Source organism: Actinosynnema sp. NPDC050436, from assembly GCF_040655415.1.
Lineage (GTDB): Bacteria > Actinomycetota > Actinomycetes > Mycobacteriales > Pseudonocardiaceae > Actinosynnema.
In genome coordinates, this window is record NZ_JBFAJV010000022.1 from 1 (window position 1) to 14679 (window position 14679).

At 75.3% G+C, this 14679-nt stretch carries 9 protein-coding genes and 1 pseudogene; 7 read left to right on the forward strand and 3 right to left on the reverse strand.

Annotated elements, in window-relative coordinates:
- The 7 genes and pseudogenes from AB0I60_RS34485 to AB0I60_RS34515 all read left to right on the forward strand — a co-directional run.
- A pseudogene (locus tag AB0I60_RS34485) lies at window positions 1-305 on the forward strand (sulfate adenylyltransferase); the annotation flags it as partial.
- A 110-nt stretch (window positions 306-415) separates the two neighbouring features.
- Window positions 416-1273: a RimK family alpha-L-glutamate ligase gene (locus AB0I60_RS34490; protein ID WP_360737655.1), complete on the forward strand. Its 858-nt coding sequence runs from the start codon at window positions 416-418 to the stop codon at window positions 1271-1273.
- A complete protein-coding gene (gene argC / locus AB0I60_RS34495; RefSeq protein ID WP_360737657.1) occupies window positions 1270-2295 on the forward strand; it encodes an N-acetyl-gamma-glutamyl-phosphate reductase in 1026 nt (341 codons plus the stop codon). The genes AB0I60_RS34490 and argC overlap by 4 nt, the downstream gene beginning before the upstream one ends.
- 10 nt (window positions 2296-2305) lie before the next feature.
- Window positions 2306-3127: a [LysW]-aminoadipate kinase gene (locus AB0I60_RS34500; RefSeq protein ID WP_360737659.1), complete on the forward strand. Its 822-nt coding sequence runs from the start codon at window positions 2306-2308 to the stop codon at window positions 3125-3127.
- Window positions 3124-4245 (forward strand): M20/M25/M40 family metallo-hydrolase, encoded by a 1122-nt coding sequence (locus AB0I60_RS34505; protein ID WP_360737661.1) that lies wholly within the window; start codon window positions 3124-3126, stop codon window positions 4243-4245. The genes AB0I60_RS34500 and AB0I60_RS34505 overlap by 4 nt, the downstream gene beginning before the upstream one ends.
- 1 nt (window position 4246) lies before the next feature.
- Complete coding sequence (locus AB0I60_RS34510) at window positions 4247-5107, forward strand: transketolase (RefSeq protein ID WP_360737663.1); 861 nt, start codon at window positions 4247-4249, stop codon at window positions 5105-5107.
- The gene (locus AB0I60_RS34515) at window positions 5104-6057 is read left to right on the forward strand and encodes a transketolase C-terminal domain-containing protein (RefSeq protein WP_360737666.1); all 954 of its coding nucleotides are present in this window, start codon (window positions 5104-5106) and stop codon (window positions 6055-6057) included. Before AB0I60_RS34510 ends, AB0I60_RS34515 begins: the two co-directional genes overlap by 4 nt.
- 70 nt (window positions 6058-6127) lie before the next feature.
- On the opposite strand, the gene AB0I60_RS34520 is transcribed toward AB0I60_RS34515, so the two are convergent.
- From AB0I60_RS34520 to AB0I60_RS34530, 3 genes are read right to left on the reverse strand one after another with little or no spacing between them, the layout of a single operon-like run.
- Entirely contained in the window at window positions 6128-8344 is a 2217-nt protein-coding gene (locus tag AB0I60_RS34520) for an acyl-CoA dehydrogenase family protein (RefSeq protein ID WP_360737669.1), read from the reverse strand.
- Window positions 8345-8374: 30 nt separating this feature from the next.
- On the reverse strand, window positions 8375-11356 hold the full coding sequence (locus AB0I60_RS34525; protein WP_360737671.1) for a type I polyketide synthase: 2982 nt from the start codon (window positions 11354-11356) through the stop codon (window positions 8375-8377).
- Window positions 11353-14667, reverse strand: coding sequence for an amino acid adenylation domain-containing protein (locus AB0I60_RS34530; RefSeq protein ID WP_360737673.1), 3315 nt, complete (start codon window positions 14665-14667; stop codon window positions 11353-11355). The genes AB0I60_RS34525 and AB0I60_RS34530 overlap by 4 nt, the downstream gene beginning before the upstream one ends.
- Between the last annotated feature and the right edge of the window lie 12 nt (window positions 14668-14679).

The window sequence follows — 14679 nt, forward strand, 5'->3', positions numbered from 1 at the left end:
AGCCGCTCACCCCGGGCGCGCGGGTGCTGGTCAAGCACGGCACCCGCACGGTCCAGGCAGTGGTCACCGAGCTGCGCACCCGGTTCGACGAGCAGAACCTGAGTCTCGTGCGCGACCCGATGTGGTTGCGGATCAACGAGATCGGCGTGGTCGGCGTGCGCACGGGCGAACCGCTGCCGGTCGGGGACTACACCGACGACCGCTGCGCCGGGGCGTTCCTGGTCATCGACCCGTCCGCCGGCGACACCCTCGGCGCGGGACTGGTCGGGCGGGGACCGCTGCTGGACGGGTACGAGCGGCGTTGACCCCCACGTGGTCGCGGGGCTGACGTCGGACTCGCCGCCGCGAGGACGCTCGACGGCCCGGTTGCTGCCACTGTGGTCGGAGGACGGGCACAAGCGGAATGCGGGGAGAGATGGAACGTACGGTTGCGGTCCTCGCCTCACAGGTGCGGCTGGAGGAGAGGTTGCTCCTCGCCGCGCTGAGCCGTCGCGGGGTGGCCCACGTGCAGGTCGACACCCGGCGGCTGCGCTCGGTGCTGGGGGAGCGGGTGCCGGAGCGGTGGGGTGTGGTGCTCAACCGGGAGATCGGCCACACCAGAGCCGTGTACGCGGCGTCCGCCCTGGAGGCGATGGGCCGTTCCGTGGTGAACTCGGCGGCGGCCACCGAGGTGTGCGGCGACAAGTGGCGCACCTCGGTGGCGCTGTCCGCCGCCGGCGTGCCGACCCCGCGAACCGCCCTCGCGCTCACCCCCGAGGCGGCGCTCGACGCGATGGAGGACATCGGCTACCCGGCGGTGATCAAGCCGCTGGTGGGCTCGTGGGGCCGGCTGGTGTCCCTCATTCCCGACCGGCACACCGCGACGACCGTGCTGGAGCACGTCGCCGCGCTGCCCGGCCCGCGATCCCACGTGGTGTACGTGCAGGAGTGCGTGCCGGACCTGGCCCGCGACCTGCGGGTGGTGGTCGTCGGCGGCGAAGTGGTCGGCGCGACCTACCGCCGGTCCTCCGGCTGGCGGACCAACGTCGCGCGCGGCGCGGTCAGCGAACCCTGCCCGGTGACCACCGAACTGACCAAGGCGGCGCTCGCCGCGACGACGGCCGTCGCGGCGGACATCGCGGGCGTCGACCTGGTCGAGGGCGCGGATGGCGAGCTGCTCGTGCTGGAGGTCAACCACCGGGTCGAGTTCGCCGGGTTCCACGCCGCGCACGAGGGCCGGCTGGACGTCGCCGACCGGGTCGTCGAGCACCTCGTCACCGGGCTGCGCGCGTGATCACCGCCGCAGTCGTCGGGGGTGCCGGTTACATCGGCGGCGAGTTGCTGCGCATCCTGACGGGGCACCCCGAGGTGCGGCTGGTGCACACCACGTCCGAGCGCATGGCGGGCCGCCGCGTCGACAGCACCCACCCGAACCTGCGCGGGCGCACCGATCTCGTCTTCCGCTCGGCGTCCGAACTGGACCGCTACGACGTCGTGTTCCTCGCCTCGGGCCACCGCGACACCATGCGGTCGCTGCCCGGCGTGCTCGACCGCGCGGACGTCCTGGTCGACCTGTCCGGCGACTTCCGGCTGAGCGACCCCGAGACCTACCGGCGGCACTACGGCGTCGAGCACACCGCGCCCGAACTGCTGGGCACGTTCACACCCGGACTGCCTGAGCGGTACCGCGACCGGCTGCGGACCGCCGACCGGATCGGCGTGCCGGGTTGCATGGCCACGGCGGGTGTGCTGGCGCTGGCACCGCTCGCCGACGCAGGGCTGATCGACGGCGAGGTCGCCGTCGACGCCCGCACCGGCTCCAGCGGTTCGGGTGCCTCGGCCGGCTCGGAGAACCTGCACGCCGAGCGCTCCGGTGCCATGCGGGTGTTCGCACCGCTGGGCCACCGGCACGAAGCCGAGATCACCCAGGAGACCGGGCTCGCGGTCCGGATGACCGCGACCGGGGTGGAGGCGGTGCGCGGCGTCCAGGTGCTGTGCCGCGTCCGGTTCGCCGAGGGCGTCGACGAGCGCGCCGTCCGCGCCGCCTACCGGGCCCGCTACCGGGACGAGCGGTTCGTCCGGGTGGTCGCCGAACGCCGTGGCCTGTACCGGCTCCCGGAGCCGAAGATCCTGACCGGCTCGAACTTCTGCGACGTCGGGTTCGCGGTGGACGGTGCCGCCCGCGCGGGACTGCTGGTCGCGGCGCTGGACAACCTCGTCAAGGGCGGAGCCGGGAACGCCGTCCAGTGCGTGAACATCAGGTTCGGGCTGCCCGAGGCGCTCGGCCTGGAGTTCCCCGGCCTGCACCCGAGCTGATCGGAGGACGATGTCCGCAACGCTGGTGGTCAAGTGCGGTGGCAACGCCGCGGTCGATCCGGACGCGGTGTGCCGGGACGTGGCCGGCCTGGTCCTGGCGGGCCGCCGGGTGGTGCTGGTGCACGGCGGCTCCGCCGACGTCGAAGACCTGTCGCGCAGGCTCGGCGTGCCGTCGCGCCGGCTGGTGGCGCCCGACGGGGTGTCCACCCGGCACACCGACGCCGCCACCCTCGAGGTCCTGCAGCTCGCGCTGGCGGGCGCGGTGAAACCCCGGCTGGTGACCGGACTCGCCGCCGCAGGCGCGTCGGCGGTCGGCCTCACCGGCCTGGACGGCGGGCTGCTCCGGGCCCGTCGCAAGAGCGCGCACCGCGCCGTGGTGGACGGCCGCACCGTCATCGTCCGCGACAACCACAGCGGGCGGATCACCGGGGTCAACGGACGGCTGCTGCGCGGGCTGCTCGCGGAGGGCCACGTCCCGGTGGTGTCGCCGCCGGCGTTGGCCGAGGACGGCCGACCGGTCAACACCGACGCCGACCGCGTCGCCGCCGCCGTCGCGGCGGAACTGGGCGCGACCGGCCTGGTGCTGCTCACCGGTGCCGCCGGGGTGCTGGCCGACCCCGCCGACGAGACTTCGGCCAGACCAGTGCTGGAACTGGCGGGCGACGCGCTGCCCACCGGCGTGCGCGGCGGGATGGCGGTGAAGCTGATCGCCGGGCGGGAAGCGCTGGCCGGCGGTGTGCCCGTGGTGGTCGTCGCCGACGGCCGCCGGGCACACCCGGTCAGCGCCGCCCTGGCGGGCGCCGGCACCAGGCTCGTCGAGGCGGCGGGGTGAACGCCGAGCACGGGGTGACCGACACCCACGCCGTGGGCCTGCTGCGCCGGATGCTGGAGATCCCCTCGCCGTCGTACGGGGAGGCCGCGCTGGCCGCCTTTCTGATCGACGCCATGCGGGAACTCGGCTTCGACGCCCACATCGACGAGGTGGGCAACGCCGTCGGGGAGATCCGCCGGGGCAGCGGCCCCACCGTGATGTTGCTGGGGCACATGGATACCGTCCCCGGCGACCTGCCGGTCCGCTCGGCCGGCGGCCGGCTCTACGGGTGCGGCGCGGTGGATGCCAAGGGCCCGCTCGCGGCGATGATCTGCGCGGCGGCGTGCGCGACCGCGATGCGCGGGCGGGTCGTCGTCGTGGGCGTGGTGGAGGAGGAGACTCCCGGTTCGCGCGGTGCCACCGCCGTCCGCGAACGGCACCGCCCGCCGGACGCGCTGGTCATCGGCGAACCCAGCGGCTGGTCGTCGGTCGTGCTCGGCTACCGGGGCAAGGTCGACCTGCGCTACCGGGTCGACCGAGCCTCGGTGCACCCGACCCACCCCGAACCGAAGGCCGCCGAGCTCGTCGCCCGTGCCTGGCCCGCCCTGCTGGAAGTGCTCGGCCCCGACGCCGGGCACACCCGGTTCGACGCGCCCGGCGCCACCCTCACCTCCATCACCGGCGGGCTGACCTCGGCCGAGGCGGAGCTGAGCGTGCGGACCCCGGTCGGCTACGACACCGGCGCGTTGCTCGCGGCCCTGCGGCAGCGGCTGCCCGAGGGCGAGCTGACGTTGATCAACTCGGTCGCGGCGTGCCGGGTCCGCCGCACCGATCCGGTGGTGCGCGCGCTGGCCCGCGCCATCCGGTCCCAACGCGGCCGGCCGGTGATGAAGGTCAAGACCGCCACGTCGGACATGAACACCCTCGCGGAGTCGTGGCGCGGTGTCCCGATGGCCACCTACGGTCCCGGCGACAGCCGGCTGGACCACACACCCGACGAACACATCAACCTCGCCGACTACACCAGGGGGATACAGGTGCTGCGAGTCGCGGTCGAACAGATGGGGACGGCGGCGGCCCCCGCACCCCGAGCCACCGGGCTGCGCCTGGTCGAGGGCTCCGGGAAAGACGGGTGGTGACATGACCTCGATGACCTTCCCCGGTCCGGCCGTCGACACCGACGAGGCGCTGGCCGAGGCCGCGTTGCGGGTGCGGGAGCACGTGGTGCGGATGTGCGCCGGCCCGGAAGGCGGCCACCTGGGCGGCTCGATGTCGTTGGTGGAGGTGCTGCTCACGCTCTACCGGAGGGTCCTGCGGGGCGACCCCGCCCGCCCGGACGCGGCGGAGCGGGACGTGCTGCTGCTCAGCAAGGGACACGCGGCCATCGCCCTGTACGCGGTGCTGGCCGAGCGGGGCTACTTCCCGGTGCGGCGGCTGGACGAGTACTGCCTGCCCGGCAGTTCGCTGATGGCCCACCCGACCACGGCGGTGCCCGGTGTGGAGATGCCGTCCGGGGCGCTCGGGCACGGCCTGCCGCTCGGTCTGGGCTACGCCTTGGCCGCGCGGCTGGACGGCTCCGACCGGCGCTGCTTCGTCGTGCTCGGCGACGGCGAGTTGCAGGAGGGGTCGGTGTGGGAGGCCGCGATGGCAGCCGGCGCGGCCGGGGTGGACTCGCTCACGGCCGTGGTGGACCGCAACGGGTTGCAGATCACCGGCCCGACCGAAGCGGTGACCGGCCTGGAGCCGCTCGCCGCGAAGTGGCGGGCGTTCGGGTGGAGCGTGGTCGAGGTGGACGGGCACGACCCGGCGGCGCTGACCGCCGCCCTGCGTGCCCCGAGCGAGCGCGGCCGGCCCACCGCCGTGATCGCCAAGACGGTCAAGGGCAAGGGCCTGCCTCACGTGGAAGGGCAGGTGCGCAGCCATTACGCCCGGCTGGGCGAGCGGCAGCGGGACAGGGCGCTGGCGGTGCTGCGCGCCCGCGCCGGGACGGCTGCCGGGTGAGCGCCGGGGCGTCGCCGTCCGGCCGGGAGGCGTACCGCGACCTGCTCGTGGAGTTGATGGCCGCCGACGAGCGGCTGGTGTGCGTGGACAGCGACACCGGGCTGTTCTCCGGCGTGGACTTCGGCCCGGCTGCGGACCGGTACCTCAACCTGGGCATCGCCGAGCAGAACATGATGGGCGTCGCAGCGGGGCTCGCCCGGTCGGGGCGGGTGCCGGTGGTCAACACGATGGCCACCTTCGCCGCCACCAGGGCGCTGGAAAGCGTCAAGGTCGACATCGCCCTGACCGGCCTGCCGGTGCGCATCGCGGCCACCCACGGCGGCCTGTCCGCCGGGCACCTCGGCCCGACCCACCACAGCCTGGAGGACGTGGCGGTGATGCGGGCGCTGCCGAACATGACCGTCGTAGTGCCCGCCGACGCGGGCCAGGCGCGGGCCCTGTTCGCCGCCGCAGTGGACGTCGACGGGCCGGTGTACCTGCGGCTGGGGCGCGGGCCCACGCCGGACCTCCCCGACACCGCGCCTGCGGTCCGGCTGGGCCGGGCACAGGTGCTGCGCCGGCCGCCGGGAGCCACCGCGCTGTTCGTGGCCTGCGGGCCGTTCCCGGTGCTGGCCGTGCTGGAGGCGGCCGACGTGCTGGCGGCGGACGGCGTGGGCGTCACCGTGCTCAACCTGCACACCGTCAAGCCGCTGGACGTCGACGCACTGGTCGCCGCCGCGATCGGCGCGCGGGTGGTGGTGACCGCCGAGGAGCACTGGGGGCCGGGCGGCCTCGGCTCCGCCGTGGCCGAGGCACTGGCCGAGCACGCGCCGGTGCGCGTGCTGAGGCTCACGGCGGCCGACGAGTTCTTCCCGGTCGCGGGCAGCCAGCGGTGGTTGCTGGCGCGGGCGGGCGTCGACAGCGCCCGGATCGTGGCTGCGGCGCGCCGGGGATTGTCCGGCAGCCGGTGAAGGGCCGCCCGGCAGGTATCCGGGCGGCCTCCCGCTGTCGTGTCGGTGTGCCGGTCGGCCCGGGTGGCGGTCAGGGGCAGGAGTCGTCGGCCCACCGCGGTCCAGTGGCGCCCAAGGCGATGGCCACCGTCCGCAACGTGCCGGGCGAGCCGTACAGCAGGCCCTCCGCGGCGGCGTGTCGGTAGTGGCGTTGGACCTCGGCGGTGTCGGTCAGGCCGCTTGCCCCGTGCAGGTGCAGCGCATCGCCCGTGACGTCCGCCGCGAGTTCGGCGACCAGGGCCAGCGCCGCCGCGACGCGCGCGTGATCCGGCAGGCCGGCGGCGAGGTCGTGCAACAGTCGCCGCGCGGCGTGCAGTCTGGTCGCCGCCGCCGCCAACCGGAAGGACACGTGCTGGAAGGTGGCGATCGCCGCGTCGAACTGCCTGCGTCGTCGGGTGTGCGCCAACACCAGGTCCAGCGCGCGCTGCGCCACGCCGAGCAGGTGGCCCGCGTGCCGCAGCCACAGCCGCGACACCAGGTTCCGCGCGGCCGGTTCGCCGGGGGACCAGAGCACGTGCTCGGCGGCCACCGGAGCGGCGTCGAACGTCACGTGGCACAGCCGCCCGCCGCTCACGTCGGGGACCGGCCGGGCCGCGACTTCGGGCCGGGTGCGCTCGGCCAGTGCGAACCTCGGTCCGGTGGCGGTGTGGGCGACCACCAGCAGCAGGTCCGCCTGGTCGGCGAACGGGACGGCCACGGCCTCGCCGGTGAGCCGGTATCCCCTGTCGGAGGCGACGAGTTCGAGCGGGTCGCGGTGCGCGGCCACGTCCGCGGTGACGGCGATGGTGCACCCGCCGCCGGCGACTGCGCGCACCAGTGGCCACAGCGGTCCCGCCGGGCCGGCGTCGGCGAGAGCCTCGGCCAGGGCGACGGTGCCCGCCCAGGGGCCGCGCAGCAGCGCGCGGCCCATCTCCTCCGCGACTGCCAGCGAACCGCCGAGCCGCTCTCCGAGACCGCCGGCGGCCACGGGCAGCGTGAGCCGTACGAGGTTCGCCCCGGCCAGCGCGGACCACTGCGCGGCGCCGCGCGCCAGGAAACCGGACAGCCTGCGGCGGAATGCGGCGTGGGGGTCGTCGAGCGTGCTCGGCCCCCCGTGCTCCGCGTGCACCCGCAGGTGCCCGCTGCTGATCGTGTACAGCATGATCTCGGAGGTGCCCGCCGACAGCGTGAGGCCGGGACTCTCGCGGAGGAACTGCTCAGCCCGCCCCGGTCCGGGCTCGCCGGGGCGAGGGCCGGGGCGCAGTCCCGCCAGGCCCTCGACCTCCAGGGCCAGCCGGGCGACCGGCGCGCCCAGTTCGGTGTTGTACCACTTGGACATCGCCGAGCCGACGTCGTCGATCTCCCGCCGCGCCTGCTTGCCGACCATGTCCCAGGCCAGCGCGGCACCTGCCGCGACCTCGACGTCCAGCGCCACCAACCGGTCCGCGACCCGGGTGTCGATCGGTCGACCGGCCCGGGAGGCCACCGCGCGCAGCCAGGACCGGACCTTCAGGTGCGCCTCGAACCCGGTGCGCTCCAGCGTGAGCGCCTCGTTGAGCAGCGGCCACCCCTGGCCGGGCGGCCCCACGACGTGGTCGGCGGGCACCACGACGCCGTCGAACTCCACCCGGCTGAACGGGTGGTCGTTGAGCCCCTCGACCTGCTCCACGCGCACGCCCGGCGCGGTCAGCGGCACCCAGAACAGGGTGACCCCGTCGTGCTTGGCCGCGCCGCGCTCGCCGATCCTGGCGGCCACCAGGGCGTAGTCGGCGTACCGGGTGGCCTGGGCGTGCACCTTCGTGGCGTGCAGCCGGTAGCCGCCGTCGACCGGCTCGGCCCGGCCGGCCAGCGCGCCGAGGTCCGAGCCGACGTCGGGTTCGCTGTAGAGCGTGCAGGCGTTGCTCTCACCGGCGGCCAGGCCGGGCAGGTACGCGGCGCGCAACGCGTCGCTGCCCGCCATGAGCAGGAAGTCCCCGACGTAGCAGATGGACACCACGTAGTTCAGGTCCGGCAGCCCGCTGCGGACGATCTCCTCGTGCACGATCGCCGCCTCGACGGCGGTGCGCCCGCCGCCGCCGTACTCGCGCGGCCAGCTGACCGCCAGCAGCCCGTGTGCGCCGAGCAGGCGGTGCACGGGTCGCACGTCCACCTCGTCGCCGGGTGCGGCGTCGGCGTGCCGCGCGCGGATCCGATCGACCTCGGGTGCTGACAACAGGGCGCGCACCGCGTGCCGCAGCTCGCACTGCTCGGCGGTCGGGGACGGGGGCATCGGCGTCCTTTCACGTGGGCGGGGGCGTGGTCAGTCCGATTCGGACAAGCGCCGGACTTCCGCGTCGCTCAGCGACGCCAACTCCTCGACCAGCAGCCGTTCCACCTCGGCCGCCAGCCGCGCCGGAGTGCCGGACTCGAACAGCAGCTCCACCGACACGGTGACGTCGAACGCCTCCCGCAGCCGCCCGGTGATCTGGGTGGCCAGCAGGGAGTGCCCGCCGAGGTCCACGAACGAGTCGTGCGGGCCGATCCGGTCGGAGCCGAGCATGTCCCGCCAGATGTCCAGCACCACTCGCACCACCTCGTCGCCCTCGTCCGGGTCGGCGGGCGATCCGGCTTCGGGCACCGGGGCGCGCACGGGGGTCGGCTCGGGGCGGTCGGCGGTGGGCAAGTGCCCGCCGTTCACCCAGTGCCGCTCGCGTTCGAACGGGTACGTCGGCAGCGGAATCCGGCGCCGACGAGCACCCCGGTGGTAGGCGTCCCAGTCGACGTCGACGCCCGCCGCCCACAAGCCGGCCAGAGCCCCGGCCGGTCCGCCGGCGGACCGGCCGGGCAGCGAGGTGACCACCGCCGTGCCCGCCGCGCCGTGCCGGCGGGCCAGCGCGGACAGCGTGCCGCCCGGACCCACCTCCAGCAGCACGCGCGGTGCCGCGTCCAGCAGGGAGCGCACACCGGCCGAGAACAGCACGGTCGCGCGCATGTGCCGGGTCCAGTAGTCGGGGCTCACGGCCTGCTCGTCGGTGATCCACGTCCCGGTGACCGTCGAGACGAACGGCAGGCGGGGAGGGCTCGCGGACACGCGTGCCACCGCCTCGCGGAAACCCGCCATCGCCGGTTCCACCAGGGGTGAGTGGAACGCCAGCCCGGTGTGCAGCCGCCGCGTGGTGACACCGCGCGCGACCAGCGCTGCTTCGAGCGCGGTGACCGCGTCCACCGGTCCGGCCACCACCCCCAGGTCGGGCGCGTTCACGGCGGCCAGCGCGATGTCGCCGGTCACCAGTCCGGTCAGCTCCCGCTCGGGCAGGGGGACGCCCAGCATCACGCCCGGCTCCAGCCCGCGCATCAGCGCACCGCGCGCGACCAGCAGGCCCAGGGCGTCCTCGAAGCTCCACACACCGGCCAGGCACGCGGCGGTGAACTCGCCCACGCTGTGCCCGATCACCGCTTCCGGCCGCACTCCCCAGGAGATCCACAACCGCGCCAGCGCGTGCTGGAGGGTGAACAGGGCCGGCTGCGCCACGGCGGTGTCGCGCAACGCGTCCGGGTCACCGGAGAGCAGGACGTCGCGGAGGTCCGCGCCAAGCGCGGGAGCGGCCAGTTTCGCGCCCCGGTCCACGTGCTCGCGGAAGACCGGCTCGTCCGCGTGCAGCGCGGCGACCGCACTCGCGGCGGGCGCGCCCTGACCGGGGAACATGAACACCGGTCGCCTGCCGGTCGGGCCGTCGCCCTCGGCGGCGTGCCCGGGCACGCCGCCGCGCAGGGCGGTCACGGCCTCCTCGACGTCGCGGCAGACCACCGCCCGGCGGTGCCGCAGCACGCGGCGGCCGACCTGGAGGGTGAAGGCCGCGTCGGCCAACCCGTCCGGGTTCGCCGCCAGGTGCCCGGCGAGCTTCGCCGCCGCCACCGGCAGGGCCGTGGCCGTCGCCGCCGACAGCGCCAGCACCTGCCACTGCCGAGCCGGGCCGGTCGGAACCGGCGGCGCGGCCTCCTGGAGCACGACGTGCGCGTTCGTGCCGCCCATGCCGAACGAGCTGACACCGGCCCGGCGCGGCAGGCCCGGCGGCGGTTCCCACGCGGTCAGCCCGGCGCTCACCCTCAGCCCCGCCGCCGCGAACCCGGCCCTGGGGTTGGGCTCGGTGAAGTGCAGGGTGCCGGGCAGCGCGCGGTGGCCCAGCGCGAGGACCGCCTTGATCAGCCCGGCCACGCCTGCGGCGGCATCGAGATGGCCGATGTTCGTCTTCAGCGCGCCGAGCACCCGCGACCCGCCCGCCGGCGCGCCCAGCGCCGAGCCCAGCGCGGAGACCTCGATCGGGTCGCCCAGCGCGGTTCCGGTGCCGTGGGCCTCCACGTAGGACACCGTGGCCGGGTCGACGCCCGCCACGGCCAGCGCCTCGGTGATCACCGCCGCCTGGCCGGCGCTGCTCGGCGTGGTGTAGCCGGCCTTGCCGGCACCGTCGTTGTTCACCGCCGAGCCCAGCACCACCGCGTGCACGGTGTCGCCGTCGCGCAGCGCGTCGGCCAGCCTGCGCAGCACGACCACGCCCGCGCCGCTGCCCGCGACCGTGCCCGCCGCCGTCGCGTCGAACGCCCGGCAGTGCCCGTCGGGCGACATGATGCCCTCGTCCTCGTACCGGTACCCGGCGACCTGCGGCAGGGCGATGGTGACCCCGCCGGCCAAGGCCATGTCGCACTCCTGCGACAGCAGCGCCTGGCACGCCTGGTGGACCGCGACCAGCGAGGTGGAACAGGCCGTCTGCACGGTGATCGCCGGCCCGCGCAGGTCCAGTTTGTGCGCCACCCGCATGGTCAGGTGGTCCTTGTCGTTGGCCAGCATCATCCGGTAGGGGCCCACGGTCTCCAGCAGGCGCCGGTCGGTGAGCAGGTGCAGCAGGTAGCCGCTCAGGCTCGACCCGGCGTAGACGCCCACCTGGCCGTCGAAGCGGGCGGTGTCGTGGCCGGCGTGCTCGACCGCCTCCCAGGCGCACTCCAGGAACAGCCGCTGCTGGGGGTCGATGATCTGGGCGTCGCGGGCGCTGTAGCCGAAGAATCCCGCGTCGAACAGGCCGACGTCGCGCAGCACACCCCGCGCGGGCACGTACCGGGGGTCGTCCGCGGTCGCCGCCGGCACCCCGGCGGCGAGCAGTTCGGCGCGGTCGAAGAACGTGATGGATTCCACGCCACCGGCCAGGTTCCGCCACAACTCGTCGGTGTCGGCGGCTCCGGGGAACCGGCCTGCCATGCCGACGACGGCGATGCTCGTCCCCGGGTCGGGCGCGTGCGCGTCGGTCACCGCTGCTCCTCCTCGCTGTGGTCGTGCCCGGTCCGTGCCCGCCTGCGCCGGGCCGCCCGCTCGCGTGCCCGGTCCAGGTGGGCTGCGGCCGGGGCACCGGCGGTGACGTGCCGGGCGAGGCCGCGCACGGTCGGGTGCTGGAAGACGTCGACGATGTCGAGGTCCGGCAGGTCCGCGCGCACGATCCGGTGCAGCCTCAGCACCAACAGCGAGTGCGCGCCCAGTTCGAACACGTTGTCCTCCACGCCGACCCGCTCCACGCCGAGCAGTCGCGCCCACGCGCGGGCCAGCAGCTCCTCGGTGGCGTCGGCGGGCGGCACGTAATCCTGCCGCTGTTCGGCGATCGGCGGCAGCGCGTGGCGGTCGACCTTGCCGTTTCCGGTGGTCGGCACCCGCTCCAGCAGACCGATCCGCGAGGGCACCAGGTGCTGGGGAAGCCGGTCGGCCAGGAACGCCCGCAGGGACCGGGGATCGGGAGTCGCGGTGGCGGCGGGCACCGCGTAGGCCACCAGCGACGCCGACCCGCCGTCGTCCGGCCGGACCGAGGCCACGGCGTCCACCACGTCCGGGTGCGCCCGCAGCGCGACCTCCACCTCGCCCAGTTCGATCCGGAAGCCGCGCACCTTGACCTGGTCGTCGATCCGGCGCAGGTACTCCAGATCGCCGTCGGCGGTGCGGCGGACGAGGTCCCCGGTGCGGTAGCAGACCCGGCCCGGCACGTGCGGGTCGGGCACGAACAGCCGTGACTGCTCGGCGGGGTGGCCGTGGTAGCCCGGCCCGACCAGGGGACCCGCGACGAGCAGTTCGCCCGGCGCGCCGACCGGCACCGGCTCCAGTCGGTGGTCGGCCACCAGCAGCCGGGCCGAGGGCAGCGGGCCGCCCAGGTAGCTGCGGGCGGCACCGGTGTCGGCGGGGGACATCGCCCGGTGGGTGACCCAGATCGTCGTCTCGGTGGGGCCGTAGTGGTTGACCACGGTGGTGTCCTGCGCCGGGAACCGTTCGTACCAGTCGGCCAGCAGCCGGAAGTCCAGTCGCTCGCCGCTGAGCACGACCAGTCGCAGCCGGTCCAGCCGCTCGGGGGCGTGCTGTGCCGCCGCGACCGTGCCCGCGAATGCGGTGGGGGTCTGCGACAGGACCGTGACGCCCTCGGCGGCCAGCAGGCGGTGCAGCGCCGGCGGGGACAGGCTGACCTCGTGCGGCACAACGACCAGTCGGCCGCCGTGCAGCAGCGCGCCGAACACCTCCCACACGGACACGTCGAAGCCGTAGTGGTGGAACATGGACCAGGTGTCCCGGGCGGAGAACCCGTGCAGACCGCCGACGTCGCCCACCAGTCGCAGGACGTTGCGGTGCTCGATCCGCACACCCTTGGGCCGGCCGGTGGAGCCGGAGGTGTGGATCACGTAGGCCAGGTCGGAGGGGTCGCCCCGCTCCGGCGGCGGCGCGTCGACCTCCGCGGGTGCCGCGTCGACCGACAGCACCGGCACGGGCGACCAGGACAGCCGCCCGGCCAGCGCGGTGGTGGTCAGCAGCAGCGGGGCACCGGTGCCGGCGAGCACCGCCCGCACCCGGTCCGCCGGGTCGTCCACGGCGACCGGCACGTACGCGCCGCCCGCTTTGAGCACGCCCAGCACCGCCAGGACCTGCTCGGCACCGCGCGGCAGGCACAGTGCCACGGGGGTGCCGCGCCGGACCCCCCGCGAACGCAGCCACGCCGCGAGGTGGTCGGCTCGCGCGTCGAGGTCGCCGTAGCCGATCCGCCGGTCGCCGTCGACCACGGCCACCGCGTCCGGCGTGGCCCGCGCGTGCCCGGCGACGATGTCGTGCAGGCACCGGCCGGGCACGGCGGTGGTGACCGGGCGCACCCAGTCGGCCAGCAGGCGGGCCCGCTCGTCGGCGCGCAGCAGCGGCAGGTCGCCCAGCCGCCGGTCCGGGTCGGCGAGCACGCCGTCCAGCAGCACGACGAGGCTGTCGGCCAGCCGGGCCGCAGTGCCGCGCTCGAAGAGGTCCGCGTCGTACTCCAGGTGTCCGGTCAGCCCGCCGTCGCGCTCCTCGACGAAGCCCAGCAGGAGGTCCAACTTGGCCCGGCCGCCCAGACCCGGCACGACCTCCGCCCGCACCCCGTCCGGGGCGCGCACCTCCAGCGGCTCGTTGTGCAGGGTCAGCATGACCTGGTAGACGGGGTTGCGGCTCGGGTCGCGGGGCAGCCGCAGCTGTTCCACGACCTGGTCGAACGGCACGTCCTGGCGTGCGAACGCGTCGAGCACCACGCTGCGCACCCGGCCCAGGAACTCGCGGAACGTCGGGTCGCCCGCCGTGGAGGTGCGCAGCGCCACCGGGTTGATGAAGCAGCCGACCACCCCTTCGACCTCGGTCCGCGCCCGTCCGGCGGTCGGCGTGCCGAGCACGATGTCGTCCTGCCCGCAGTACCGGGCCAGCACGGCCTGGAAGGCCGCCGCCAACACCATGAACAGCGAGGCGTGCGCGGTGCGGGCGAGCCGGGTCAACCCCGCCACCGAGGCCGGGGGCACCGTGAAGAGGTGCTCGCCGCCCCGGTGCGCCGGGCCGGGCCGCCGTTCGCGATCGGTCGGCAGCTCCAACGCCCGGGGAGCGTCGGCGAGTCGGTCCCGCCAGTACCCGAGCCGGTCGGCCGACGCCTCGTCGCCGGCCCGCTCGCGCTGCCACAGCGCCCAGTCGGCGAACTGCACCGGCGGCTCGGGCCGCTGCGGCCCACCGGTGTAGGCCGTCATCAACTCGTCGAGCACGATCCGGATGGACCAGCCGTCGGAGACGATGTGGTGTGCCACGACCGCGAGCAGGTGGTCGTCCTCGGCCAGCACGACCACCAGGACCCGCAGCAGCGGCGGCCGGGCCAGGTCGAACGGCCGGGCGACGGAGTCGCGGACCAGTGCGTGCGCGGCGCGCTCCCGGTCCGCGACGGGCAGGTGCGCGACCGACTCGACCCGCGCGCCGCCCACCGCGTCCGCCACCACGACCTGCGCCGGGTCGCCGTCGACCTCGATGAACGCGGTGCGCAACGCCTCGTGCCGGCGCACCACGGCGGCCACGCACGGCCCCACCCGGTCGGCCAGGAACGGGCCGCGCAGCCGCACCGCGACCAACTCGTTGTGCACCCCGCCGCCCGGGTCCAGCCGCTCGGCGAGCCAGATGCGCTCCTGCGCGGGTGCCAGCGGCACCGGGTCGTGCGGGCGCGGGCGCCGTCGGATCGCCGACCCCGCCCGTTCCGCCGTCAACTGCCCGCGCAGCAGCAGTTCGGCCAGCGCGCGCCGCTCCTCGGCCGCCGATGTCATCTCCCTCCCTTC